Genomic DNA, 25,242 nt, shown 5'->3' with positions numbered 1-25,242 from the left:
ACGACGGGCGCGTCGGGCACGTGGGGCGCGTCGGGTGTGCTCTGCCGCGGCAGCTCGGACCCGGGCGACTCCGGCGCCTCGTAGGCGGGCCGGTAGGTGTCCTCGTAGGGCGCCGGCGCCGTGTACGTGCCGTAGGCCGGCGTCTGTGCGCTGTGCGCATCGGAGTGCACATCGGAGTGCGGGTCGGTGGGCGGGTCGTACACCGGCGGCTCGTGGGCGGGATCCGCGCCGTACGGATCGCTCGGGCCGTACGTCTCGAACGTCTGGTACTGCGAGTTGCTCACGCCGACACGCTCCAGGGGCCGGAGGGGGTCCAGAGGGGTCCGGATCGGGCCCCCAGAACCTAGCGGAGCGATCGTCACTCTCCAAAGCGACGCGACTACCCAGCGTTGCGTTCGAGCGGATCAGCGAAGGGTCGATAACGGGCTAATGGGGCGATAACGGGTCAGTATCCGAACGCGCGTGCCGTGTTCGCCGCGAGTGCCGACGCCAGCGCGTCCTCGTCGATGCCGCGTACGGCGGCCATGGCCCGCACCGTGACCGGAACGAGATACGGGGCGTTGGGCCGTCCGCGGTACGGCACCGGTGTCAGGAAGGGCGCGTCCGTCTCCACCAGGATCAGCTCCAGCGGGGCCACGGCGAGGGCGTCGCGCAGGTTCTGGGCGTTCTTGAAGGTGACGTTGCCGGCGAAGGACATGAAGTATCCGGCGCGGGCGCAGATCTCGGCCATGTCCGCGTCGCCGGAGTAGCAGTGGAACACCGTCCGCTCGGGGGCGCCCTCCTCCTTGAGGACGCGCAGGACGTCCGCGTGGGCGTCACGGTCGTGGATGACCAGGGCCTTGCCGTGCCGCTTGGCGATCTCGATGTGGGCGCGGAAGGACCTCTCCTGGGCCGCCTTGCCCTCGGGGCCGGTGCGGAAGTGGTCGAGGCCCGTCTCGCCGACGCCCTTGACCTGCCCCAGCGCGGCCAGCCGGTCGATCTCGGCGAGCGCCTCGTCGAGCCCGGCGTCCCCGCCCGGCTCGCGCGCACCCTGCCGGGACCAGCCATCCGGATCGCCGTGGACGATGCGGGGGGCTTCGTTGGGATGCAGGGCGACGGTCGCGTGGACGGCGTCGTACGCCGCGGCGGTCTCGGCGGCCCACTGCGAGCCGCGCACATCACACCCCACCTGCACGACCGTCGTCACGCCGACCGACGCGGCCTTCGCCAGCCCCTCCTCCACCGTGCCGGACTGCATGTCCAGGTGGGTGTGGGAGTCGGCGACCGGCACCCGGAGGGGCTCCGGGAGCGGCGGCGCGGCGTTCTTGTCGGACGACGGGGCGTTCTCGTCGGACGACGGGGCGTTCTTGTCGGACGACGGGGCGTTCGAAGGCATGCCCCGATCCTACGAAAGGGGCATGCCGTCTCCGATCCCGGAGGGCGTCAGCTCGCCTTGCGCTGAAAGGCGTGCAGGAGATCGGACAGGTGCCAGTGGTGGTGCTCCTTCTGGCCCTCCGCCCCGGCCGTCGGTGCCTCGACCGGCCCGGCGGGCGGCGTGTGGTGCTGCCGGTGCGCCGCGTCCCGGGCCGACGCGACCCGGCCCGGCCGCATGATCCGTACGACGTGGTTGTCGCAGTTCTGGCACGTGGGCCTGCTGAGCGGGGACGGCACGACCTGGCCGTCCACCACGTACTGCACGAACTCCCGGCCATCGGCGTCCACGTGATGCTCTATCTCGTACGACTGCTCCCACCCGTGCCCGCAGCGCATGCAGGCGAAGGAATACGACTCGTGGACGACGGCGATCTCACTCATGCCAGCTCCTGGTGTCCGCTGGACGACAAGGACGGGTACGTCCTCTTCGACTCAGTGGACTCCTCCGCGAGCCCGGAGGCAGCACACCTGCCGAGTGTTGGCGGTGATTTGGGTCTTCCTTGCCATACCGCCCGGTTGACCCCGCCCGGGCTTTGCCTTCCACGAGGACTCTTTACGCAGCCATGGGGCGCGCGCTCAGCGGAGATACGCCCTGCTCAGGCGCCGTGTGCGCCCCCTTGTGCGCCCCTCTTGGACGACGTTCCGGACGCGGCGTTCTTCGACGCCACCACCGCGTCGAACACCTCCCGCTTCGGCACCCCCGCCTCCACGGCCACCGCGGCGATCGCCTCCTTGCGCCGCTCCCCCGCCTCCTCGCGCACCCGCACCCGCCGCACGAGCTCCTCGGCGTCGAGTTCCTCGGGCCCCTTCTCCGGCGCGCCCTCCACGACGACCGTGATCTCCCCGCGGACGCCTTCCGCCGCCCACGCGGCCAGCTCGCCCAGCCCGCCGCGCCTGACCTCCTCGTACGTCTTGGTCAGCTCCCGGCAGACGGCGGCCCGCCGGTCGGCGCCGAACACCTCGGCCATGGCGGCGAGGGTGTCGTCGAGCCGGTGCGGGGCCTCGAAGTAGACGAGCGTGCGCCGCTCGTCCGCGACCTCCCGCAGCCGGGACAGCCGTTCCCCGGCCTTCCTCGGCAGGAACCCCTCGAAGCAGAACCGGTCCACGGGCAGCCCGGACAGCGCGAGCGCGGTGAGTACCGCGGACGGTCCCGGTACGGCGGTGACGCGGATGTCCTTCTCGACGGCCGCCGCGACCAACCGATACCCCGGGTCGGAGACGGACGGCATCCCGGCGTCCGTGACGAGCAGCACACGCGCGCCGTTCAGGAGCTCCTCGACGAGCTCGGGCGTACGGGCGGACTCGTTGCCCTCGAAGTACGACACGACCCGCCCCTTGGGCGTCACGCCCAGCGCCTGCGTGAGCCGCCGCAGCCGCCGGGTGTCCTCGGCGGCGACGACGTCGGCGCCGGCCAGCTCCTCGGCGAGCCGGGGCGGGGCGTCGGCGATGGCGCCGATGGGAGTGCCTGCGAGGACGAGGGTTCCGGGCGTAACTGTCACGTCCCCATCCTCCCAGGGGCCCGGGGATGCGGACGCCTCCCCTCCAGGGCCGTCGGATCCGGACGCATCCGGACGTCTCCCCTCCATGGCCGTCGGATCCGGACGCATCCTGACCTCTACCGCCCATGCGCGGGACTCACACAGCACCGTTCCCTACGATGGCGCGGTGACCAGTACCGCGTCCTCCACGGACACCCGGCAGGAGCAGGCCCATCAGGACCAGCGGCCGTCGTGGCAACAGCGGCTGCGCCGTTTCGGATACACGGCGGGGCCCAGAGCCGATGTCCGCGACCGGCTCGTGCCGCCGTACGTCCAGCCGAGCCCCCGGCTGTGGCAGGTCCTCGGCGTGTCCAGGACGCTCGCCGAGCGGATCACCCGCTGGTCCGGCTGGGGCGGTCCGCTCCTGGTGACGCTGTTCGCGGGTGTGCTGCGGTTCTGGAACCTGGGCAGCCCGAGGGCGGTGATATTCGACGAGACGTACTACGCCAAGGACGCGTGGGCGCTGGTCCACCGCGGGTTCGAGGTCAACTGGGACAAGAACGTCAACGACGTCATCCTGTCCAACAACGGGAACGTCCCGATCCCGACGGACGCGGCGTACGTCGTGCACCCGCCGGTCGGCAAGTACGTCATCGGGCTCGGCGAGCTGATCTTCGGGTTCAACCCGTTCGGCTGGCGGTTCATGACCGCCCTGCTCGGCACCCTGGCGATCCTGATGCTGTGCCGGATCGGCCGCCGTATCTTCCGCTCCACCTTCCTCGGCTGCCTGGCCGGCGCGCTGATGGCGGTGGACGGCCTGGCGTTCGTGATGGCGCGCACCTCGCTGCTCGACGGCGTGCTGATGTTCTTCGTCCTTGCCGCGTTCGGCTGCCTGGTGATCGACCGCGACCGGGCCCGCGAGAAACTCGCCGCCGCGCTGCCGGTGGACGCCGACGGCCGGGTCCGCCCCGACGCACACGTCGCCGAGACCCTCCGCCTCGGCCCGCGCCCGTGGCGCTGGCTGGCGGGCCTGATGATGGGCCTGGCCATCGGCACCAAGTGGAACGGCCTCTACGTCCTCGTCTTCTTCTGCGTGCTGGCCGTGCTGTGGGACGTCGGCTCCCGCAAGGTCGCGGGCGCGGGCCGCCCGTACGTGGCGGTGCTCAAGCACGACCTGGGACTGGCCTTCGTCGCCACCGTCCCGGTCGCGATCGCGACATACATCGCCTCGTGGACGGGCTGGATCCTCTCCCCCGCGGACGGCACCGGCGGCTACTACCGCAACTGGGCGACCACGGACGGCAAGGGCAGCAGCTGGTCGTGGCTCTTCCCGGACTGGTGGCGCAGCCTGTGGCACTACGAGCACGAGGTCTACGAGTTCAACGTCAACCTCTCCTCGCCGCACACCTACCAGTCCAACCCATGGAGCTGGCTCGTCACGGGCCGCCCGGTCTCGTACTTCTACGAGTCCCCCACCCCCGGCAAGCAGGGCTGTCCCGCCGACGCGGGCGAGAAGTGCGCCCGCGAGGTGCTGGCACTCGGCACACCGCTGCTGTGGTGGGTGGCCTGCCTGGCGATCCTGTACGTCCTGTGGCGCTGGTTCTTCCGCCGCGACTGGCGGGCGGGCGCGATCGCCTGCGGCATCGCCGCCGGATACCTCCCCTGGTTCCTCTACCAGGACCGCACGATCTTCTTCTTCTACACGATCGTCTTCGTCCCGTTCCTGTGCCTGGCGGTCGCCATGCTCCTCGGCGCGATCATCGGCCGCCCCGGCTCCACCGACACGCGCCGCGTGGTGGGCGCGACGGGGGCGGGCGTCCTGGTCCTGCTGATCGCGTGGAACTTCATCTACTTCTGGCCGCTGTACACCGGCACGGCGATCCCCATAGACGAGTGGCGGTCACGTATGTGGCTGGATACCTGGGTCTGACCCCAGGTGTCACACCTGCCCCGTACAGTTCGAAACACGAACGGGGTAACGGGAGGGGACACCCAATGGCCAGGGGGGTAAAGGCTGCCGTCGTCGGCAGTGTGTTCGCCGTGATGGTCGGTGGGGCCGGGTACGGCGCCTACAACATCATGTCCGCGCTGAACGGCGACGGGGGGAGCGGGCCCGGTGCGGCCGGGCCCGCGCCGGTGAAGAGCGGGCCGCCGAGTGCGGACGAGGTCAAGGACACGACGGCGAAGTTCTTCGCGGCCTGGGAGAAGGGGGACGCGGCGACCGCGGCGTCGTACACGAACAACGACACGGCGGCCGAGCCGCTGCTGACGGCGTACGGCCAGGGCGCCCACATCGGCGACGTGAAGATCACGCCGGGTACGGCGTCCGGTGCCACCGTGCCGTACACGGTGAAGGCGAAGGTGGCGTACGAGGGCAGGTCCAAGCCGCTGACGTACAAGAGCGAGCTGACCGTCGTGCGCGGGGTGTCCACCGGGCGGGCGCTGGTCGACTGGCAGCCCTCCGTGATCCATCCGGAGTTGCAGCGGGACGACACCCTGGTCACCGGAGAGTCGGCGAACGCGCCGATCGAGGCCGTGGACCGGAACGGGACCGTGCTGACGGAGGAGAAGTACCCCTCCCTCGGTCCGGTCCTGGACGCCCTGCGCGGCAAGTACGGCGACAAGGCCGGCGGCACGCCCGGTATCGAACTGGTGATCAGGCACGCCGACGAGGCCGCCGCCGACACCCCGCTGCTGACCCTCGCCGAGGGCAAGCCGGGCAGGCTGGAGACCACGATCAGCGCGAGCGCGCAGGCGGCGGCCGAGAAGGCGGTGAAGCAGTACGACCAGTCGTCCGTGGTGGCCGTCAAGCCCAGCACGGGTGAGGTGCTGGCCGTCGCGAACCACCGCGAGGACGCCTTCAACGCGGCCTTCGAGGGGCGGGTCGCCCCCGGCTCCACGATGAAGATCATCACGGCGGCGATGCTCATCGACAACGGCGTGACCTCGATGAACGGCCCGGCGCCCTGTGAGGACACCGCCGTCTGGCAGAGCCAGACCTTCAAGAACATCACCGGCATGAAGGCCAACCCGAACGCCACGCTCGCCAACAGCTTCATGCTGTCCTGCAACACCGCCTTCATCAAGCTGATCGACGAGAAGCCGCTCACCGACGAGTCGCTGACCACCGAGGCCCAGACCCGGTTCGGGCTCGGCCGGGACGACTGGAAGACCGGCATCGTCTCCTTCGACGGCAGTGTCCCGGCGGTGAGCGGCCCGGACCGCGCCGCCAACGCCATCGGCCAGGGCCAGGTCCAGATGAGCCCGCTGAACATGGCCTCGGTGACGGCCACCGCGATCACCGGCGAGTTCCGCCAGCCCTACCTGGTCTCGCCGGAGCTCGACGGCCGCCAGATAGCCACCGCGAAGGGGCTGCCGGCCGGCACGGCCGCCCAGCTGAAGCAGATGATGCGGCTGACCGCGACCCAGGGCACCGCCGCCGAGGCGATGGCCGGGCTCGGCGGGGACATCGGCGCGAAGACCGGTTCCGCCGAGGTCGACGGGAACGCCAAGTCCAACAGCTGGTTCACCGGATTCCGGGGCGATATCGCCGCTGCGGCCATGACCGAGGAGGGCGGCCACGGCGGCGACGCGGCCGGTCCGATTGTCGCAGCCGTGCTACGAGCGGGCGGCTGATCTCGGCCCGCGGAGGACGGGACTCTAGGGTGGTTGCCGTCGTTGGGAGTTAAGAGGGCAACGGGGACCCTGGGATTCCGGAGGAGATCGAAGGCTGTGGGACAGAGAAAGCGCGTCGCCGAGCGACGGAACACGAAGCCCGCCGTGATCGGCGGGATGATCGCCGTGGTCGTCGCCGGCGCCGGCTTCGGCGTCTACGCGCTGTACGACGGCGGAGCGGCCGCCGACGACGGCACGCGGACGACGTCCACCGGCGCGGAGCAGAAGGCGAAGGACGTCCCGTCCGGCCCGCTCTCCGCGACCGAGGTCACCACCACGGCCCAGGCGTTCCTCACGGCCTGGCAGCAGGGCAAGGTCACCGCCGCGGCCGCCGCCACGGACGACTCCGCGGCGGCCACCGCCCTGCTGACCGGCTACACCAAGGACGCCCACATCAAGGACGTCACGCTCACACCGGGCACCCGCACCGGCGACAAGGTCCCCTTCACGGTGAAGGGGACGGTGACGTACAAGGAGACCAGCAAGCCGCTGACGTACGACAGCGCGCTCACCGTCGTACGCCGCGAGGCCGATGGAAAGCCGCTGGTCGACTGGCACTCCTCGGTCGTCCACCCCGACCTCCAGGACGGCGACACCCTGGTCACCGGCGAGTCCGGGACCCCGCCGATCAAGGCGGTCGACCGGGACGGCGGCGAGCTGACCGAGGACAAGTACCCGTCGATGGGCCCGGTCCTCGACGGGCTGCGTGAGAAGTACGGCAAGACGGCCGGCGGCAAGGCCGGCGTCGAGCTGCGCGTGATCCGCGGCAAGTCGGCGAAGTCCGCCGAGTCCGCCGAGTCCGCCGAGTCCGCCGACAAGACCCTGCTGGAGCTCAGCAAGGGCACGCCGGGCACGGTGAAGACGACCCTGAATCCGGCGCTCCAGGCGGCGGCGGAGCAGCAGGTGGCCAAGAAGGCACGGTCGTCGGTCGTCGTACTGCGTCCGTCGACCGGCGAGATCCTGGCGGTCGCGAACGCCTCCAAGAACTTCAACACGGCCTTCCAGGGCTCCCTCGCCCCCGGCTCCACGATGAAGGTCATCACCTCCTCGCTGCTGATCGAGAAGGGCCTGGCGTCGGCGGACAAGACGCATCCGTGCCCGAAGTACTTCACGTACGGCGGCTGGAAGTTCCAGAACGACGACAAGTTCGAGATCAAGAACGGCACCTTCAAGGCCAGCTTCGCCCGCTCCTGCAACACCGCCTTCATCAGCCAGGCGCCCAAGCTGAAGAACGACGACCTGACCAAGCAGGCCCAGCAGGTCTTCGGTCTGGGCCTGAACAACTGGGCCATCGGCGTGCCGTCCTTCGACGGCGCGGTGCCGGTGCAGTCGCAGGCCCAGATGGCGGCCTCGCTGATCGGTCAGGGCGCGGTCCGGATGAACCCGCTGAACATGGCGTCGGTGTCGGCGACGGTCCAGGCGGGCACCTTCCACCAGCCCTACCTGGTGTCCCCGTCGGTCGACGACCGCAAGCTGGCGACCGCCTCCCGCACGATGTCCGCCACGGCCCTGTCCCAGCTGCGGGAGCTGATGGCGTACACGGCGGCCTACGGTACGGCGGCGGAGGCGATGTCCGGGGTCACGGGCAACGTCGGCGCGAAGACGGGCTCGGCGGAGGTCGACGGCCAGAAGAAGCCGAACGGCTGGTTCACGGCGTACCGGGGCGACCTCGCGGCCGCGGGCGTGGTCCAGCAGGGCGGCCACGGCGGCGAGACGGCGGGACCGATCGTGGCGGCGCTGCTGAAGGCGGGCGGCTGAAGGGCAACTGGAGGCGGGCGGCTGGAGGCGGGCAGCTGAGCCTCAGCTAGTGACGGGTGACGCCGTCGCCATGTACGTCCGCCGCAGGAACCTGAGCAGCGCCTTCGTATCGAACTGCACCACCGAGACGCCCTGCGGGGTGTGGAACTCGACCACGGCCTGCACGCGCCCGCACGGCCACACGCGGACCTCTCCGCTGCCGACCGGTGCGCGCAGGCCCTGCTCGAGGAGCGAGCGCGAGAAGGTCCACTCGTCGTGGGTCCCGGGCAGGCCGACCCGTACCGAGCGCGGGTCGGTGTCGGGGTCGTAGCGCAGGACCACCGGGACGGCCTCGTCCTCCGAGATGTCCACGTCCGAGACGATGTGGGCTCGTGCGTACTGCTCGACTACAGACATCGTGACGGCCCTCTCACGCTGCGTAATCTGTGTGGAATCTGTGTGGGAGCTGTGTATCCACTCCCTTTCCAATGTCGCACATTTCCTGGATTCCGCTTCCTGGACCGGACGGTTGCCCGCCCGCCTGTCTGTAGCTGTTCGCTGCGCATCTCTCTTGCAAGCTGTTCGCAACAAGCCACTATCATCGAACGGTGCATGTGCCTGATGGATTCATCGACGCCCCCACCTCCGTAGCGACCGGGGCGGTCGCCGCGGCCGCCGTCGCCGTGAGCCTGCGCGGCGCGCGCCGCGAGCTGGACGAGCGCACCGCGCCGTTGGCCGGCCTCGTGGCCGCCTTCATCTTCGCCGTGCAGATGCTCAACTTCCCCGTCGCGGCGGGAACAAGCGGCCATCTGCTCGGCGGCGCGCTCGCCGCGATACTCGTCGGCCCCTACACAGGGGTCCTGTGCGTCTCCGTCGTCCTGCTGATGCAGGGCATCCTCTTCGCGGACGGCGGTCTGACCGCGCTCGGCGTGAACATCACGTGCATGGCGATCGTCACGACGGTCGTCGCGTACGCCGTCTTCCGCGGGCTGGTGAAGGTCCTGCCGCGCGCCCGCCGTTCGGTGACCGTCGCCTCCTTCGTCGCCGCCCTGCTCTCGGTCCCGGCCGCGGCACTGGCCTTCACGCTCCTGTACACCGTCGGCGGCACGACGGACGTCGCGATCGGCAAGGTCGCCACCGCCATGATCGGCGTGCACGTCCTGATCGGCATCGGTGAGGCGGCCATCACGGCCCTCACCGTCGGCGCGGTCATCGCCGTGCGCCCCGACCTCGTGTACGGCGCGCGCGGCCTGACGCAGAAGCTGAAGCTGCGGGTGAACGGCGAACTCGTCGACGTCCCCGCGGCGGAACCGGCCGCCCCGGTGGCCGCCCGCTCCCACCGCAAGGTGTGGGCGATCGGCCTGGTCACCTCCCTCGTCCTGGCCGGATTCGTCAGCTTCTACGCCTCCGCCGACCCCGACGGCCTGGAGAAGGTCGCCGCCGACAAGGGCATCGACAAGAAGACCGAGGAGCACGCCACCGCGGACTCCCCGCTCGCCGACTACGGCGTCAAGGACGTCGAGGACGCCCGGCTGTCCGGCGGCCTGGCGGGCGTGATCGGCGTCGGCGTCACCGTCGTCGCGGGCAGCGCGGTGTTCTGGGCGGTCCGCAGGCGCCGTACGGACGACGCCTCCCCCACGGCCGTGGAGAACACGGCAGTGGAGAACGCCGTAGACAGCGCTGAGAGCGTCTGACATGGGCGCCGGGCACGCGCACAGGCTCTACCGGCACGGGCACTCGCCCGTGCACGCCCTGCCGCCGCACACCAAGCTGGCGGCGGTCTTCGCCTTCGTCGTGGTCGTCGTCTCGACACCACGGGAGGCGATGTGGACGTTCGGCCTGTACGCCGTGCTGCTGGGCGTCGTCGCGTACGTCGCCCGCGTGCCCGCCGGCTTCCTGCTCAAGCGGCTGCTGATCGAGGTGCCGTTCGTGGCCTTCGCGGTGCTCCTGCCGTTCGTGGCGGAGGGCGAGCAGGTCGAGGTCCTCGGGATGTCGCTGAGCGTCAGCGGACTGTGGGGCGCCTGGAACGTGCTCGCCAAGGGCACCCTCGGCGTCGCCGCCTCCGTCCTCCTCGCCTCCACCACCGAACTGCGCGAACTCCTGCTGGGACTGCAGCGGCTGAAACTCCCGCCACTGCTCGTGCAGATCGCCTCATTCATGATCCGTTACGGCGACGTCATCGCGGACGAGATGCGGCGGATGCGGATCGCGCGGGAGTCGCGGGGCTTCGAGGCGAGCGGCGTCAAGCACTGGGGCGTGCTGGCCAAGTCCGCGGGGGCGCTCTTCATCCGCTCCTACGAGCGCGGCGAGCGCGTGCACCTGGCCATGGTCAGCCGGGGGTACGCCGGTTCGATGCCGGTGATCGACGAGGTGACCGCGTCCCGGGCGCAGTGGTCGTACGCCCTCGCCCTCCCCGTCGCCGCCCTCGTCGTCTGCGTGTTGGGATGGTCTCTGTGACAGCTTCACTGGAAGTGGCCGGACTGGCCTTCGCTTATCCCGACGGGCACCAGGCCCTGTTCGGCGTCGACTTCACGATCGCGCGCGGCGAGCGGGTCGCGCTGCTCGGTCCCAACGGCGCCGGCAAGACGACCCTCGTCCTCCACCTCAACGGCATCCTGACCGGCGGCACCGGCACGGTGAAGGTCGCCGGGCTGCCCGTCGGTAGGCAGCACATGGCCGAGATCCGGCGCAAGGTCGGCATCGTCTTCCAGGACCCGGACGACCAGCTGTTCATGCCGACCGTGCGGGAGGACGTGGCGTTCGGGCCGGCGGCGGCCGGGGTGAAGGGGCCCGAACTGGAGGCGCGGGTACGTACGGCCCTGGAGCGGGTCGGCATGCGGGACTTCGCCGACCGGCCCCCGCACCACCTCTCCTTCGGCCAGCGGCGCCGGGTGGCGGTCGCGACCGTGCTCGCCATGGAGCCGGAGATCCTGGTCCTCGACGAGCCGTCCTCCAACCTCGACCCGGCCTCCCGTCGCGAACTGGCCGACATCCTGCGGTCGTTGGACGTGACGGTGCTGATGGTCACGCACGACCTGCCGTACGCGCTGGAGCTGTGCCCGCGCTCCCTGATCCTGAGCGAGGGCACGATCGCGGCCGACGGCAAGACGGCGGAGCTGCTCTCCGACGACGAGCTGATGCGGGCCCACCGGCTGGAGCTGCCGTTCGGTTTCGACCCGCGTTCGGTGCCTGCCGCGCCGGGCCGTCCGTGACAATGGGCGCGTGACGAACCAAGAGGACGCCGGGTCCCTGCTGCTGGACGACCAGCTGTGCTTCGCGCTGTACGCCGCCCAGCGCGCGGTGACGGCCGCGTACCGCCCGCTCCTCGACGAGCTCGGCCTCACCTACCCGCAGTACCTCGTGCTGCTGGTGCTGTGGGAGCGCGGCGAGACGACGGTCAAGGAACTGGCCGGCGCGCTGCGGCTCGACTACGGCACGGTGTCGCCGCTGCTGAAGCGGCTGGAGTCGGCGGGGCTCGTGCGCCGGGAGCGCGCGGCGCGCGATGAGCGCTCGGTGCTGGTCGCCTGCACGGGGCGCGCGGAGGAGCTGCGGGAGCGCGCGGCGCGCGTGCCGGGCGCGCTGCTCGCGGCGACCGAGCTCGACGGTGCGGGGGTCGCGCGGTTGCGGGAGGAGTTGTGGCGGCTGGCGGAGAGGGCGGGGGCGGCTGCGGAGCGTACTCGCTGACCCGTATGCGCTGATCTCGGGTTACCCGGGGTTGCTACCCCCTGGTAGTAAACGGACTACTACCGACGGGTACCTTGTGCACGATGCATTTGCGCGCACCTGTTCCGGGGGGAGCCGGCCATGACTGAGGACACTGCCGTCGGCACAGCGGTCGACGCCGCTGTCGACGCCGCTGTCGACGCCGCTGTCGACACCCGTCCGTCGAAGATCGTGTACGTCGCCGAGGCCACCGCGCACGGCGGCCGGGACGGCTTTGTCACCAGCCAGGACGGCCAGATCGAGCTGAAGGTCGCGATGCCGCCCGAGCTGGGCGGCGACGGCAACGGCACCAACCCGGAGCAGCTGTTCGCGGCCGGCTACAGCTCCTGCTTCCACAACGCGCTGGTCCTGGTCGGCCGCCGGGCGGGCTACGACCTGACCGGCTCCACGGTCGCCGCGAAGGTCGGCATCGGCCCCAACAAGCAGCGCGGCTACGGCCTCGCGGTCGCCCTCAGCGTCTCCCTCCCCGTCCTGGACGCGGACATCGCGGCGAAGCTGGTGGACGCCGCCCACGAGGTCTGCCCGTACTCGAACGCGACCCGCGGGAACATCGACGTGACGATTCTGCTTGGCTGAGTAAGACGCGGGCGACGGCCCGACTTCAGCGGGACGAGGAGGAGTACGGACGTGGACGTGAACGGCACAGTGGCCGAGGGCTTCGAGCCGGTCAGGGACGCGTTCGTACGGAACTTCGAGGCGCTCGGGGACCGGGGCGCGGCCGTCGCCGTGTACCAGGACGGCCGCAAGGTCGTCGACCTGTGGGCCGGCACGCGCGATGTCGACGGCACCGAGCCGTGGGAGCGGGGCACGGCACAGATCATGCGCTCCGCGACCAAGGGCGTCGCCGCCGCCGTACCGCTGCTGCTGCGTCAGCGCGGGGAGCTGGACCTGGACGCGCCGGTCGGCGAGTACTGGCCGGAGTTCAAGGCGCGCGGCAAGGAGCGGGTGCTGGTGCGGCACGTGCTGAACCATCGGGCCGGGCTCCCGGTGCTCGACCGGCCGCTCACGCCGGAGCAGGCCCTGGAGCCTTCGCAGGGCCCCGAGGCCGTAGCCGCCCAAGCGCCCACCTGGGCACCCGGCACGGATCACGGCTATCACGCGCTGACGTACGGCTGGATGCTCGACGAGTTGGTGCGGCGCGTGACCGGCATGGGGACCGGCGAGTGGATCGCTGCGGAGATGGCCGGGCCGCTGGGCCTGGACCTGTGGCTGGGGCTGCCGGCGGACGAGGAGGCGGCGGGCCGGACGGGTCGCGTCGGCCGGATCGAGGCGCCGGAGCCCGCCACGGGGGCGAGTCTGCGCGTGCGCCCGAAGCGTTCGGTCACCCAGGCCTACGACGACCCGGCCTCCCTCACCCGCCGGGCCTTCGCCGCGATCACCCCCTTCCCCGACCAGAACGACCCGGCGTACCGCGCGGCGGCCCTGCCCGCGACCAACGGCATCGCGACGGCCGACGGACTGGCCCGCTTCTACGCGGCGTTGATCACCGAGGTCGACGGCGTACGGCTGTTCGACCCGGCCACGGTGGAACTCGCCCGGGCAGAGGAGTCGGCGGGAGCGGACCGCGTCCTCGTGGTCAACACCCGCTTCGGCCTCGGCTACATGCTGCACGGCAGCGCATCACCGCTCCTCGGCCCGGGTTCCTTCGGCCACCCGGGCCGTGGCGGCGCCCTCGGCTTCGCCGACCCGGAGACCGGCATCGCCTTCGGTTATGTGACCAACGGTTTCCGCAAGACCGTGACGGCGGACCCGCGGGCGCAGGCACTGGTCCGGGCGGTGCGGGCCGCCGCCGTACCGGCGTAAGGGCGTTGGCCCGACGGCTCAGACGTGGATCGGGTGGGAGGTCCGCCCGGACGCCTCGTCGATCTCGTCGTGCGCCTTGGTCAGCAGCCGCATCGCGAGTTCGTTGAGGGCCCGTGCGCCGGCGATCTCCTCGCCCACCCTCGGCTGATTCGCGTCCGTGCGGTGCCGGGTCGCGTGTCCGTGGGCCCGCACCTCGCTGCCATCGGGCAGACGCACGAGCGCGGCCGCCTTCGTGTGCTGATCGTCCTCCTGGAATTCGAGCTCGACGTGCCATCCCACAGCGGTGTGCATCACGACGATCACCTCCGGAATATCTGCTTCCAGGGTGCTCCTTCGGGCCTGCTGTCGACTAGTGGGCTCCGGGTGTTCCTCGGTGGCTGAGCAGCCAGGGGTCCCTCCCATACACCGAAGATGGGTGTCCCGCGCAGCATCAGCCTGATCCCGATCACAGATCATCGACGGCTGCCTGGCCGGAACGAGCTTGGCACTGGCCATCTCCGCTCGATCCCGCCAGCTACTCCCGCATGGATTCCGCCAGGTCGCTGACCTGCTGGAGCTGACCCGCGGCGAGACGTCGCACGTCCCAGATGAGCTCGGCCACACCAGCGGCGGTCGGCCCCGGTGACGAGCCGGGCGGCTCGACGCCCGTCATCGCCGCTAGGTCGCCGGAGGCCACGCCGAGCACGGCTCACCCAGTGATTGGCAGATCTGTTCCACCGGCACGGCCACCTCACCTGGGGTTTTCCTTCGCGGGCGTGGAACAGATCTGCCAATCACCCCCGATCCCGGTCGTCGGCCTCGTGCCGGCCATCCGGAGTTCGCCACCGGAATGATCTTTACACCTGATATGCGCCTTTAGGCTCGCGAGTGTCGGGCACAACGCACCGAATCCACCTGGGAGTTGAGAGTGACGCACGACGTTGCCGCACTGGCGGCGGAACTCACGGACATGGCCGTAGCCGATCACCAGTCCTCGGTTTACGCCAACAGCGATGACCCCGCCGAGCAGCTGGCCTGGCGGCGGCTGACCGCCCGGCTCCTTGAAGAACACGGCTCCGATCGCCGCCCCCACGATGATTGACGTGTCCAACTGAGCGCGTTCGAGACCTGCCGCTGCACCAGAGCGGCCCGATAGCTTGATCGCATGGACCAGGGGCGGGTAGTTGAAGCGTTTCGTCTTGAGGCTGGGCAGCTCGCACAGGCGATGACCGGGGTCTCGGCGGCTGAGTGGCTTCTGCCGACGCGGTGCGCACCGTGGACAGTGAGCGAGTTGCTGTCGCATGTCCGAGTGGTGATTGCCTGGCTGCCGGGCATGCTGGCCGCGCCGGCACCGACCCGCGCGGAGGTCTCGGCAGTGGAGTACTACCGGCCCGACGACCGCTTCGCCCCGGACACCAACGCGGCTCGGATCGCTCTGGCCCAGGATCATGCGGCCGAGCAACTCAACGGTGCTGCGCTTACTGAGGACTTCAATACGACCTGGCGGCGGGTGGCCCGACTGTGCCAAGCCCAGCCGGAAGGGCGTGTGGTCCGTACCCGGCACGGCGATCCGATGCTCCTGTCGGAGTTTTTGCTGACGCGGGTGGTTGAGGTCGCCGTGCACGGCCTGGACCTGGCCGACGCCTTGGGGCGCGAACCATGGCTGACTTCCCAGGCCGCAGATGTGGTGCAGGATCTTCTGCTCCGTGGCTCGGATGGGGCGGCGGCGCTGGAGAAGCTGGGCTGGGAACAGCTTCGCTTTCTACGTAAGGCGACGGGGCGCGAGCCGATCACCAAGGAGGAAGCGTTGGAGGTCAGCCGCCTGGATGTCCGATGGCTGACACTGGGGTAAGCACATCCTGAGTTCCGCGCCCATCTTCGGTTCCCGGATGCGTCGCACGCAGTGCGCGCGCCCAACGCGCGTGACCGGCCAACCGGCGCGCATGCCTACGAGTGACCAATCCCGACGTGCGCCAGACGCAGTTTCGACCGTGCTGAGGATCTCTGACTCAGGCCGCCGAGGCCAGGTGTAAGGCATGGCCTCAGCCAACCCCCTGAGCAGCGGCATCCTGCCGGCGCGGTCCGCCTGCGCGTCGGGCCGGATCAGCCGATGTAGTAACCCTCGATATCAGCGACCACGTTGACGCTGCCGCTGTTGTTGTAGATGTCGATCGACCCGTCGGAACCGACCGGCACCAGGGCCAGATTGGCACGGGTGGCGCCAGCGGCGAGGTTCAAGGTGGAGCTGCCGGGCAGGGCGGATCCGTCGGCGTAGGCCGAGAGCCAGGTGCTGGTGGTGGGCTTGACACCGGTCAGGTTCACCAGCACCGCCTTTACGCCGGCCGGGACGCCGCCGGACCCCGCCACCTTGACGCTGAGCTTCGACTTGGCGCCAAGTGTTCCCTGGGCCGTGCCGGTGCCGTTGCGGGTGTCCAGCACCCGGGTCGGCGAGATCGGGAAGTAGGGCGAACCCGGGGCACCCGGGGACGTCGTCAGGTCGGAGACGACATAGCCTTCGACGTCGGCGATCAGGTCGATGCTTCCGTTGCGATTGTAGAACTGGACCTGCCCGTTGCTGACTGGCGCGACGACCAGGTTGGCGCTGGTCTGTCCGGCCGTGAAGTCCAGTACGGAGCTGCTGGGGACACCGCCGGCGCTCGGCTCCAGGCCGACCCAGCTTGAGGTGGTGGCATCGGCCTCGGTGACGTTCAGCACAACCGCGGAGGCGTTGGCGTAGCTGCTGCCGCTCGGCAGCGTGAGCGTGAGCAGCCCGCCCGGCCCGACCTTGCCCTTGACAGTGCCGGTCCCATTGCGGGTGTCCAGCACCCGGGTCGGGCCGCTCACCTGGGCGAAGCCCGTCCCGCCCGAGGTGACCGCGGCGGTGGTGCTGTAGTAGCCCTCGACGTCACCCACCAGATCGACGCTGCCCGAGTGGTTGTACAAGTCGATGTAGCCGCCGGGGGAGACCGGAACGGTGACCAGGTTCGGCGTGACCTGGCCGGGGACCAGGTTCAGGTTGGAGGCGGTCGGCCGGGTGGTGCCGTCGGGGTAGGCGGTGATCACGGTGCTGGTGGATGCGTTGACGCCGGTCAGGTTGAGGGTGACCGCGGTGACCCCGGTGGTGGGAACGCCCTTGACGCCCGCGACCTTGAGCCGCAGCACTGCGCCCGGGCCGACCTTCGCCTTGGCGGCGCCGGTGCCGTTGCGGGTGTCCAGGATCCGGGTCGGCCCGAAGGGTACGAGTGCGCTGCCGACGGTGACCTGTTGGGTGGTCGTGGCGGTGTTCCCGCCGTCGTCCTTGACCGTCAGGGTGGCGGTGTAGGTGCCGGGCTTGGCATAGGTGTGGCCACCGAAGCCGCTGGTGCCGAGGTCCGCGGCCGGGGTGCCGTCGCCGTAGTCGACGCTGTAGTCGGCGATGCTCCAGTCGTCGGTGGTTTTGGCGGCGTCCGCCTGGACGGTGAGGCTGCTGTGCGGAGAGGCCTGGCTGAGCGACAGGGCAGGCACCAGCGGAGCATCGGCCGCGACCGTGACGTAAGCCTTTGCGCTGCCGGCAATGGAGGCCCCGGCCGCCGTCGTTGCGGTGACCGTGACGGTGTAAGGGCCGATCGCGGAGTAAGTGTGGGTGACGCTGGGGGTGGCGGACACCGCCGGGTCGCTGCCGTCTCCGAAGTCGAAGGTGTAGCGGGTGATCTGGGTCTTCCAGGGGTTGGTCTCGTCCGCCGTGATCGTCTCGGACAGCGGGGCCGGACCCTTGCTGACGGAGACGGCGGGCGCCAACCGGTAGGGGTCCTGGTATTCGACGGCGCCGCGGTCGTAGTAGCCGGGGCCAGTGCCGGTGTCGGCCACGAGCGGGTCGTCCACGCGGGGCTTGCCGCCGAAGTCTGTGCTGAGCTCATCCGGTGTGTCGGCGTCGGCGGAGTCGATGAGCGGGTTGATGTTAAGGCTGGTCGCGCCCGCGGCCACCGCGACGTACAGTTCGTGCTTCCCCTGGCCGGTCGCGGCCTGCAGATCGGCGGTGGTCGCATAGGTCTGGCCGCCCCAGTTGTAGAGCGCGCCATCGGACTCGGACTCGAAGACGTTGTAGTCATAGGTGGTGCCGCTGGTCGAGCCGGAGGACACCACCACCGGCGTGCTGGTGCCGTACGTCGCACAGCCGCCTGGGGCTCCGAGGAAGAAAGCATTGTTCTCGATCGTCGAACCTGCCGAGGCACCGGTGAGCGAGATCGCGGTATTGCAACCGCCGTCGTCGGTGAAGGTGTTGCCCACCACGACCGTTCCGGGCGCCCCTGCTGCGTTCACGGGCGTGTTCTTCCCGTAGGAGAACTTGCTGCCGGTGATCACAGTCCCGCTGGCCCCCGACGCGATGTCCACGCCGTCCTCGCCTGGGTGGGCCTCCATACTGTCCCGGCTCAGCGTGACCGCGCTGCTCTGCCCGTCGATGCCCACCAGGGCACCCGAAGAGGCCCCTTCTACGGTGTTCCCGTCCAGCGTGACGTCGCTGGATTCGTCGACCGCCACGACCGGGGCCTGGACGTTCGTCCCGATGAAGAAACCGTGCACCACCACGTCGTGTACGTGGTCGAAAGTGAGCCCCGGGCCGGAGCCCGACTGGGGGGTGACGATCTGAGTGAGTACCTTGCTCGTGCCGGTGGTGATGGTGATGGGAGCATTCGCGGTACCCGAGGTCTTCACATCGAGCGATCCGAAGATCCCCCCGACCACCATGACTGTGTCACCTGGCTGCGCGGCGTCGACGGCAGTCTGCAGCGAACAGTAGGGCTGAGCCTGCGAGCCCGCGTCGGCTGCGCTGTCCGAGCAGTTCGACGTCGAGAGGTTGTTCACGTACAGGGTGCTGCCATCCGCGCGGGCGGCGGACGGAGTCAGCGCCAGGCCCGCGCCGAAAAGGCCAACTAGGCCCGCGAAGGCCGCGATCGAACGTGGCAGCACTGTCGCCCCCAGCTTTCACATGGTATTGCTGGCAATCCTGACTGGTCGCCGAGGGGTTGACCAGGTTCCAAGGGTATGGAGATCACCAAGACGTCGGTCCGCGCGCCGAGTTCCGACGCCCACTGGTCCTGGCCGAGCATCAGAGGCATGTGGCCTCGTCAACTCCTGACCAGCGGAATCATCACTGCATATACGCGACGTGGATGACGGCCGAACCGATCAGATACGGCCATGCCCCCGCCGCCGGGAACGGCACGAACGGCACCATGGCCAGCCCGATGACCGTGCCGCCGCCCGCGATCAGCGTGAATCCGACCAGCTTGTCGGTGATCCGGTGGGCGATCGCGTTCCAGCTGGCGTGGGTGACGGCGGCCAGCAGCACGGCCGCGGTGACCAGCGGGGTCACGAAGTGCGCTCGCGCACGTCCACCACGGTGGCGCCGGCGTGAGCGACAAGGTCCTTGGGCTCCATGGGGAAGACGGCGTGCGGGTTGCCGGCGGCGGCCCACACGACGTCGTGCTCGAGCAGCGACCGGTCCGCGAGGACGCGGGTCCGGTTCCGGTGCCCGAAGGGCGGCACGCCGCCGATGGCGTACCCGGTCGTCTCCCGTACGACATCGGCCTTGGCCCGCGTGACCTTGTCGGCGCCGAGCTCCTGGCGGACGAGCTCGACGTCGACGCGGGACGCCCCGTCCATGAGAACCAGCACGGGTACCCCGTCCGCCGCGAAGATCAACGACTTGCAGATCTGGCTCAACTCGCACCCGATCGCCGCCGCGGCCTCGGCGGCGGTACGGGTGGCGTCCGGGAAGCGGCGGATCTCCAGGCCCTCAAGCCCCAGCTCACGCAAGGCTTCGGCGAAACGGGGGTGGGCTCCGGAGTCTTCGGTGTCACTGGCGGTCGTCGTCATGGACGGCACGCTAGCGGTGTGTGTATGGGGCAGGCGACCGCGTTTTCAGGGCTTTGAAACGTACGCGACGAAGTCCGTCCAGACAGCCGGAGCGGCTGTGAGGTGGGGAGTGTCGGGGGTCTTGGAGTCACGGATGTGGACAGTGGCGGGGGTGGTGGCGACCTCGACGCAGTCGCCGGCCTCGCCACTGTCGCTGTAGCTGCTCTTGAACCAGTGGAGTTCAGCGGTGCTCATAGTCTCCCCAGCGCTTGTTCGATGAAGGCCTGCGACTCCCTCGGTGTGAGAGCCTGCGCCCGGATCATGCCATAGCGCAGTTCAAGGATTCGAAGATCCCTGGGGTTCGATACCGGGCGTCCGTTGAACGCGCCGCTGGAACGTCCGATCGCCGTGCCGTCGGCGAACTTCAGCACCTGAATCCGGCCCGCCGTTCCGGCGTGCTCCTCGCGATCGGTCGGCATGACCTGAAGCATGACGTTCCGCAACTGCGTTACCTCCAAGAGGTGTTCGAGCTGTCGGCGCAGCACCATCTTCCCACCGTAAGGGCGTTCGAGAGTCACCTGTTCCTGGACAAAGCTGAGCGTCGGCGCCGGATCCCGCTCGAAGACGGCCCTACGCGCCATTCGTGCGGCGGTTTCCCGCTCCACCACGTCCGGTGAGTATGCGGGCTGCGTCATCTCGAACAACGTCCGCGCGTACTCCGGCGTCTGCAACAGGCCGTGGATGTTGTGGCTGCTGTACAGCAGCATCTCCACCGCCCGCTCCTCCAACTGCGCCAGCTCCCGCACCTTCTTCGGATACCGGGCCTTCCGCATGTCCTCCATGAAGGCCCTGAGATGCCCCTGCGCCTTGAGCACCTGGTCCGCCCGGTCCAGGAATTCCGGCCGGGGAATCCGCTGCCCCCGCTCCATCTTGCGGATCATGTCCTCGCCGTAGCCCATGACCTCCCCGAAGTCGGCCGCCCGCATCCCCGCCGCCTCCCGGCACACCTTGAGCAGCCGCCCCACCGCCTGAACCAACGGCTCGATCTCGTCCCCGGGCTCGACATCCCAACCCGCCTCGTCCGCACCCTCGTTCATGTCCACCTCCAACGCGCACCCGTACCCGTACGTCACCTGAGACAGCCGAGACAGCGCAGGACAAAGCCAGGACAGTCGCCGTACGCACAGGCGTCGTCACTCATCAACGTGAGCAGAATCCGCCACTCTGAGTGACATGAATCAAGAAGTCGCCGCCCCTGTCCGCAACTTCACGGTGCTCCTGTCCCCCACACCCCGCGGCGCCCGCCTCGCCCGCCTCCTCGCTACGGAGCAACTCCGCGCCTGGGACCTCCCGTTGGACACCGCACCCCAGATCGTCGCCGAGCTCGCCACCAACGCGGCCACCCACGGCCGGGTCCCCGGAAGAGACTTCCGCCTGACGCTCTACGTCGTCGGCGGCACCCTCCGTATCGAGGTCACGGACACCCGGGGCGACCGCCATCCCCACCTCGCCCCGACGGATCCGGACGCGGAGTCCGGCCGCGGCCTCCTCCTCGTGGACGCCCTCGCCGACCGCTGGGGCGTCACCCCCGGCCCGCACCCCCGCAAAACGGTCTGGGCGGAGCTGAACCGTTGCCGGCCAGAGTGAAGTGGGTTGCGAGAGCGCTCCCAAACCAAGCACCGTACGACGATGACTTCGCCACCCGCATCCGAACCCGCACCCGCGATACGCCCCTACGCCCCCACCGACCGCCCCGCCCTCGACGACATCTGCATCCGCACCGCTCACGTCGGCCAGGACAGCCGCCCTCACTACGCCGACCCGAGCATCTTCCCGGCGATCTTCGCGGCGCCGTACGTCCACCTGGAGCCGGACCTGGCCTTCGTCCTGGACGACGGTCACGGACAAGCCGTCGGCTACATCCTCGGCACCGCGGACACGCCCCGTTTCGTCGAGGACTACCGGGCGAAGTGGCTGCCGCTGGTCGCCGAGCGGTACCCCGAGCCGGGCACCCCGCCCCGCACCCCCGACGACGAGATCGTCACGCTCCTCCACCACCCCGAACGCATGCTCGTGCCGGAGGTCGCCGCCTACCCCGCCCATCTCCACATCGACCTGCTCCCCGACTGGCAGGGGCGAGGGTACGGGCGGGCCCTGATGGAGACCTTCCTCGACGCCCTGCACAGGAAGAAGGGCGTACCGGCCGTGCACCTGTCCATGCTCACCGCCAACACCCCCGCCCGGTCCTTCTACGACCGTCTCGGCTTCCATGAGATCGAGGTGCCGGACGCCGACTCGACGGGGGTCACCTACCTCGGGCGCTCGACAAGCCCTGACTCTCCATGGGTGGCGGCAAAAGAAAGCCGGTGAGGGCGCCCCGTCCCCACGGAGCCCTCACCGGCTGGTTCTACCGGAGCTGTCGCGTCAGGCGCGGACCAGTTCCTTCTTCTCGTCCGGATCCGCGTCCGCGTCGCCGGTCTTCTCCGGGTCGTCCAGGGATCGCAGACCCTCGCCCTCGACGTCGACGTTCGGCAGGGCGCGGTCCAGCCACTTCGGCAGCCACCAGGCCTTCTTGCCGAGCAGGGCGAGCACCGCCGGGACGATCGCCATGCGGACGACGAACGCGTCGAAGAAGACGGCGATCGCGAGGCCGAAGCCGATCATCTTGATCATCGACTCGCTGGAGCTGATGAAGCCGCCGAAGACGGCCATCATGATGACCGCGGCGGCGGCCACGACCCGGGCACTGTGCCGGAAGCCGGTCACGATGGCCTGGCTCGGCGACTCGCCGTGGACGTACGCCTCCCGTATACGGGTCACGAGGAACACCTCGTAGTCCATCGCCAGACCGAAGACCACGCCCACCATGAAGATCGGCATCATCGACATGATCGGACCGGTCTCCTCGACACCGATCAGGCCGGCGAGCCAGCCCCACTGGAAGACCGCGACCACGGCACCCAGCGCGGCGAGCACGCTGAGCAGGAAGCCGAGGGCCGCCTTCAGGGGGACCAGGATCGAGCGGAAGACCACGATGAGGAGGAGGAAGGCAAGGCCGACCACCAGGGCCAGGTACGGGACCAGCGCGTCGGTGAGCTTCTGCGAGAAGTCGATGTTCATCGCGGTGGTGCCGGTGACCAGGACCTTCGCGCCCGTGGCGGCGTTGACGTCGGCGCCCTTGTCACGGATGGCGTGCACCAGGTCCTCGGTCTGCGTCGAGGACGGCTTGGAGTCCGGGATCACGGTGATCGTCGCGGTGTCGCCGGCCTTGTTGAAGGCAGCCGGAGTGACCGTCACGACGTCCTTGAGACCCTTGATCCCGTCGGTCACCGTGGTGGCGGCCGCCTTCGGGTCGTCGCTGCTCTTGGCGTCGACGACGATCATCAGGGGGCCGTTGAAGCCGGGGCCGAAGCCCTCCGACAGCAGGTCGTACGCCCGACGCTGCGTCGTGGACGTCGGCTGCGAGCCGTCGTCGGGCAGGCCCAGCTCCAGCTGGGTGGCCGGGACGGCGATCGCGCCCAGACCGACCACGCCGAGCAGCAGTACGGCGGCCGGACGGCGGATGACGAAGCTCGCCCAACGGGTGCCCATGCCGGGCTTGGACTGTGTCTTGGACGGCTCGGACTTCTCGAACTTCTCGGACTTCTCGGACTGCTCGGACTGCTCGGCCTTGTCGCCGCCGCGCGCCTTGCGCTTCTCGCCCGTCGGCCGGACCTTCTTGCCCGCGTACCCGAGCAGCGCCGGGATCATGGTCAGCGCGATGAGGACGGCGACCACGACCGTGCCCGCCGCAGCGAGGCCCATCTTGGTCAGCATCGGGACACCGACGACCGAGAGGCCCGCGAGTGCGATCACGACGGTGAGACCCGCGAAGACCACGGCCGAGCCGGCGGTGCCGGTGGCGCGGCCTGCCGCCTCCTCGCGGTCACGGCCCTCGGCCAGCTCGCCCCGGTAGCGCGAGACGATGAACAGCGCGTAGTCGATGCCGACCGCGAGGCCGATCATCAACGCGAGCGTGGAGGTGGTGTCGCCGAGGTCGAGCGCGTTCGCGAGGGCGGTGATGGTGGAGACGCCGATACCGACACCGATGATCGCGGTCAGCAGTGGCAGTCCGGCCGCGACCAGCGAGCCCAGGGTGAGGACGAGGATGACCGCGGCGATGGCGAGGCCGATGACCTCACCGATGGCCCCCGCCTCGGCCGCGGCCTGCAGGGCGTCACCTCCGACATCGACGGTCAGCCCGGTGGCTCGGGCCTCGTCCGCGGCCGCCTCGAGGGCGTCCCGGGTCGAGTCCTTCAGCTCCATGCCGGGGGCGTCGTACTTCACCGAGGTGTAGGCGACCGTGCCGTCCTTGCTCACGGCGTTCGTCGTGAACGGGTCGGTGACGGAGACGACCTCGGAGCCGTCGCCCAGTTCGTTGACGGTCTTCACGACGGTCGCCTTGTTCTCGGCGTCCGTCATCTTCTCGCCGTCGGGTGCCTTGAAGACGATGCGCCCGGTCGCTCCGTCGGCGCTGGCGCCGGGGAAACGCTGTTCCAGCAGGTCGAAGGCCTTCTGCGCCTCGGTTCCGGGAATGGAGAAGGAGGTGGTGCCGGGGGCGGGCGCGGAGGCCGCGCCGACGCCCGCGAGCGTCAGCAGGGCCACCCATATCAGGGCGACGAAATGCCGTCGCCGGAAGGCGAGCCGGCCGAGTCTGTAGAGGAACGTGGCCACGGAGGCGTACTCCCGGTCAGGTCGTGGGTCTTCAGGGCAGGGAGGATCAGCCCGACGACGTGAGCGGTCGCGTCAGGTGCTGCTGGGTGCTTCAGGTGCTGCTGAGTACCGGGGAGGACTCAGGCGGTGGGAGCGCCGAGGGCGGGGAGGACCACGGCGTCGATGTACGAGATGATGAAGGCCTGGGTGGGCGGCTGCTCCTCGAGCAGCGTGCGGGCGGCGAACGCCCCGATCAGCATGGGGAGCAGGTACTCCAGTGCCGGGCAGTCCGCACGGATCTCGCCCCGGTCGACCGCGCGCTGAAGGACACGTCGGAACGCGTCCATCTCCGGTTCGATCAGCTGGGCCCGGAACGCCTCACGCAGATCCGGGTGGTTGTGCATCGCCATGCCCACACCCCGCATCAGCGCGGAGTTCTGCTCCATCGTGCAGTCGTCCTCGCGCAACGCGAGGGCGTGCATGTCACCCTGGAGCGAGCCGGTGTCGACCTCGTCGGCCGAACCCGGCTTACTGTGCCGGAGCGCCTTCACCACCAGATCGGCCTTGCCGCCCCACTGGCGGTAGAGCGTGGCCTTGCTGGATCGCGTGCGGGCGGCCACGGCGTCCATGGTGAGGGCGTCGTAGCCGACCTCCCGGAGCAGGTCGAGCACGGCCTGGTACAACTCGGCCTCGCGCTCGGGGGTGATCCGGCTGCGACGCGCCGTTGCGACCTCAGTCATTCCGCTCACCTTCCCACTCCGGACGACACGGTTTCGTACGTGAAGCTACGTGAAGAATGTAGCGCACCCTCAAGCGAAACGAAACTGTTTCGTTCGTGTCCCGCGTCACGGCGGTTTCCGGCCGCAGTTTCCGGCCGCCGGCCGGTGCGCCGATTTTTCACCAGTTG

Annotated in this window: 25 protein-coding genes and 2 pseudogenes; 13 read left to right on the top strand and 14 right to left on the bottom strand. The window is 69.8% G+C overall.

Annotation, left to right across the window (positions count from 1 at the left end):
* From CLM62_RS18555 to rsmI, 4 genes and pseudogenes are all read right to left on the bottom strand, one after another.
* Window positions 1-284 (bottom strand): annotated as a pseudogene (locus CLM62_RS18555) (hypothetical protein); the annotation flags it as partial.
* 161 nt (window positions 285-445) lie between these two features.
* On the bottom strand, window positions 446-1,375 hold the full coding sequence (locus CLM62_RS18550; protein WP_095750989.1) for a TatD family hydrolase: 930 nt from the start codon (window positions 1,373-1,375) through the stop codon (window positions 446-448).
* Window positions 1,376-1,422: 47 nt separating this feature from the next.
* Window positions 1,423-1,794, bottom strand: coding sequence for a hypothetical protein (locus CLM62_RS18545; RefSeq protein ID WP_095750988.1), 372 nt, complete (start codon window positions 1,792-1,794; stop codon window positions 1,423-1,425).
* A gap of 215 nt (window positions 1,795-2,009) precedes the next feature.
* Window positions 2,010-2,912 carry a 16S rRNA (cytidine(1402)-2'-O)-methyltransferase gene (gene rsmI, locus CLM62_RS18540; protein ID WP_095750987.1) on the bottom strand — a complete coding sequence of 301 codons (903 nt, stop codon included), beginning with the start codon at window positions 2,910-2,912 and terminating at the stop codon, window positions 2,010-2,012.
* 166 nt (window positions 2,913-3,078) lie between these two features.
* Between rsmI and CLM62_RS18535 the strand changes: the two genes are divergently transcribed.
* From CLM62_RS18535 to CLM62_RS18525, 3 genes are all read left to right on the top strand, one after another.
* Complete coding sequence (locus CLM62_RS18535; RefSeq protein ID WP_179382140.1) at window positions 3,079-4,821, top strand: phospholipid carrier-dependent glycosyltransferase; 1,743 nt, start codon at window positions 3,079-3,081, stop codon at window positions 4,819-4,821.
* Between the two features lie 65 nt (window positions 4,822-4,886).
* Window positions 4,887-6,527, top strand: a complete 1,641-nt coding sequence (locus CLM62_RS18530; protein ID WP_095750985.1) for a penicillin-binding transpeptidase domain-containing protein — start codon at window positions 4,887-4,889, stop codon at window positions 6,525-6,527.
* A 96-nt stretch (window positions 6,528-6,623) separates the two neighbouring features.
* On the top strand, window positions 6,624-8,324 hold the full coding sequence (locus CLM62_RS18525) for a penicillin-binding transpeptidase domain-containing protein (RefSeq protein WP_095750984.1): 1,701 nt from the start codon (window positions 6,624-6,626) through the stop codon (window positions 8,322-8,324).
* A gap of 42 nt (window positions 8,325-8,366) precedes the next feature.
* Here the strand turns inward: CLM62_RS18525 and CLM62_RS18520 are convergent, their stop codons facing one another.
* Window positions 8,367-8,720: an SsgA family sporulation/cell division regulator gene (locus tag CLM62_RS18520; RefSeq protein ID WP_095751004.1), complete on the bottom strand. Its 354-nt coding sequence runs from the start codon at window positions 8,718-8,720 to the stop codon at window positions 8,367-8,369.
* Window positions 8,721-8,911: 191 nt separating this feature from the next.
* Here CLM62_RS18520 and CLM62_RS18515 point away from each other — a divergent pair, with 191 nt between their 5' ends.
* The 6 genes from CLM62_RS18515 to CLM62_RS18490 all read left to right on the top strand — a co-directional run bounded on the left by CLM62_RS18515 (window position 8,912) and on the right by CLM62_RS18490 (window position 13,829).
* On the top strand, window positions 8,912-9,997 hold the full coding sequence (locus CLM62_RS18515) for an energy-coupling factor ABC transporter permease (RefSeq protein ID WP_095750983.1): 1,086 nt from the start codon (window positions 8,912-8,914) through the stop codon (window positions 9,995-9,997).
* A gap of 1 nt (window position 9,998) precedes the next feature.
* Window positions 9,999-10,760, top strand: coding sequence for a cobalt ECF transporter T component CbiQ (gene cbiQ / locus CLM62_RS18510; protein WP_095750982.1), 762 nt, complete (start codon window positions 9,999-10,001; stop codon window positions 10,758-10,760).
* The gene (locus tag CLM62_RS18505) at window positions 10,748-11,515 is read left to right on the top strand and encodes an energy-coupling factor ABC transporter ATP-binding protein (protein ID WP_095750981.1); all 768 of its coding nucleotides are present in this window, start codon (window positions 10,748-10,750) and stop codon (window positions 11,513-11,515) included. Before cbiQ ends, CLM62_RS18505 begins: the two co-directional genes overlap by 13 nt.
* A 10-nt stretch (window positions 11,516-11,525) precedes the next feature.
* A complete protein-coding gene (locus CLM62_RS18500; RefSeq protein ID WP_095750980.1) occupies window positions 11,526-11,987 on the top strand; it encodes a MarR family winged helix-turn-helix transcriptional regulator in 462 nt (153 codons plus the stop codon).
* 120 nt (window positions 11,988-12,107) lie between these two features.
* Window positions 12,108-12,602 carry an organic hydroperoxide resistance protein gene (locus CLM62_RS18495; RefSeq protein WP_257003908.1) on the top strand — a complete coding sequence of 165 codons (495 nt, stop codon included), beginning with the start codon at window positions 12,108-12,110 and terminating at the stop codon, window positions 12,600-12,602.
* A 51-nt stretch (window positions 12,603-12,653) separates the two neighbouring features.
* Window positions 12,654-13,829 (top strand): serine hydrolase domain-containing protein, encoded by a 1,176-nt coding sequence (locus tag CLM62_RS18490; protein WP_095750979.1) that lies wholly within the window; start codon window positions 12,654-12,656, stop codon window positions 13,827-13,829.
* A gap of 18 nt (window positions 13,830-13,847) precedes the next feature.
* Here the strand turns inward: CLM62_RS18490 and CLM62_RS18485 are convergent, their stop codons facing one another.
* Together CLM62_RS18485 and CLM62_RS50085 are read right to left on the bottom strand one after the other, a co-directional pair.
* On the bottom strand, window positions 13,848-14,123 hold the full coding sequence (locus CLM62_RS18485) for a DUF1876 domain-containing protein (protein WP_095751002.1): 276 nt from the start codon (window positions 14,121-14,123) through the stop codon (window positions 13,848-13,850).
* A gap of 220 nt (window positions 14,124-14,343) precedes the next feature.
* Entirely contained in the window at window positions 14,344-14,514 is a 171-nt protein-coding gene (locus CLM62_RS50085) for a hypothetical protein (protein ID WP_179382139.1), read from the bottom strand.
* Window positions 14,515-14,736: 222 nt separating this feature from the next.
* On the opposite strand from CLM62_RS50085, the gene CLM62_RS50080 reads away from it, so the two are divergent.
* Window positions 14,737-14,910: a hypothetical protein gene (locus CLM62_RS50080; RefSeq protein ID WP_179382132.1), complete on the top strand. Its 174-nt coding sequence runs from the start codon at window positions 14,737-14,739 to the stop codon at window positions 14,908-14,910.
* Between the two features lie 63 nt (window positions 14,911-14,973).
* Complete coding sequence (locus CLM62_RS18480) at window positions 14,974-15,660, top strand: maleylpyruvate isomerase family mycothiol-dependent enzyme (RefSeq protein ID WP_095750978.1); 687 nt, start codon at window positions 14,974-14,976, stop codon at window positions 15,658-15,660.
* Between the two features lie 251 nt (window positions 15,661-15,911).
* Here the strand turns inward: CLM62_RS18480 and CLM62_RS18475 are convergent, their stop codons facing one another.
* From CLM62_RS18475 to CLM62_RS18455, 5 genes and pseudogenes are all read right to left on the bottom strand, one after another.
* Entirely contained in the window at window positions 15,912-18,755 is a 2,844-nt protein-coding gene (locus CLM62_RS18475; protein WP_095750977.1) for a PKD domain-containing protein, read from the bottom strand.
* A 190-nt stretch (window positions 18,756-18,945) separates the two neighbouring features.
* Window positions 18,946-19,161: pseudogene (locus CLM62_RS18470) on the bottom strand (EamA family transporter); the annotation flags it as partial.
* Window positions 19,158-19,664, bottom strand: coding sequence for a YbaK/EbsC family protein (locus CLM62_RS18465; protein ID WP_095750976.1), 507 nt, complete (start codon window positions 19,662-19,664; stop codon window positions 19,158-19,160). The gene CLM62_RS18465 and the pseudogene CLM62_RS18470, both read right to left, overlap by 4 nt.
* Window positions 19,665-19,709: 45 nt before the next feature.
* Window positions 19,710-19,898 carry a DUF397 domain-containing protein gene (locus CLM62_RS18460; RefSeq protein ID WP_095750975.1) on the bottom strand — a complete coding sequence of 63 codons (189 nt, stop codon included), beginning with the start codon at window positions 19,896-19,898 and terminating at the stop codon, window positions 19,710-19,712.
* On the bottom strand, window positions 19,895-20,740 hold the full coding sequence (locus CLM62_RS18455) for a helix-turn-helix transcriptional regulator (protein ID WP_095751001.1): 846 nt from the start codon (window positions 20,738-20,740) through the stop codon (window positions 19,895-19,897). The genes CLM62_RS18460 and CLM62_RS18455 overlap by 4 nt, the downstream gene beginning before the upstream one ends.
* A 136-nt stretch (window positions 20,741-20,876) precedes the next feature.
* On the opposite strand from CLM62_RS18455, the gene CLM62_RS18450 reads away from it, so the two are divergent.
* Together CLM62_RS18450 and CLM62_RS18445 are read left to right on the top strand one after the other, a co-directional pair.
* Window positions 20,877-21,290: an ATP-binding protein gene (locus tag CLM62_RS18450; RefSeq protein ID WP_095750974.1), complete on the top strand. Its 414-nt coding sequence runs from the start codon at window positions 20,877-20,879 to the stop codon at window positions 21,288-21,290.
* Window positions 21,291-21,332: 42 nt separating this feature from the next.
* On the top strand, window positions 21,333-22,013 hold the full coding sequence (locus tag CLM62_RS18445; protein WP_095750973.1) for an N-acetyltransferase: 681 nt from the start codon (window positions 21,333-21,335) through the stop codon (window positions 22,011-22,013).
* 54 nt (window positions 22,014-22,067) lie between these two features.
* Here the strand turns inward: CLM62_RS18445 and CLM62_RS18440 are convergent, their stop codons facing one another.
* Together CLM62_RS18440 and CLM62_RS18435 are read right to left on the bottom strand one after the other, a co-directional pair.
* Window positions 22,068-24,356, bottom strand: a complete 2,289-nt coding sequence (locus CLM62_RS18440; protein ID WP_095750972.1) for an MMPL family transporter — start codon at window positions 24,354-24,356, stop codon at window positions 22,068-22,070.
* A 119-nt stretch (window positions 24,357-24,475) separates the two neighbouring features.
* Entirely contained in the window at window positions 24,476-25,075 is a 600-nt protein-coding gene (locus CLM62_RS18435) for a TetR/AcrR family transcriptional regulator (RefSeq protein ID WP_095750971.1), read from the bottom strand.
* Window positions 25,076-25,242: the final 167 nt, after the last annotated feature.

This window comes from Streptomyces sp. SA15 (assembly GCF_002291145.1).
Classification (GTDB): domain Bacteria; phylum Actinomycetota; class Actinomycetes; order Streptomycetales; family Streptomycetaceae; genus Streptomyces.
The sequence above is the reverse complement of the archived record's forward strand: the minus strand, read 5'-3'. Positions and strand labels throughout refer to the sequence as shown.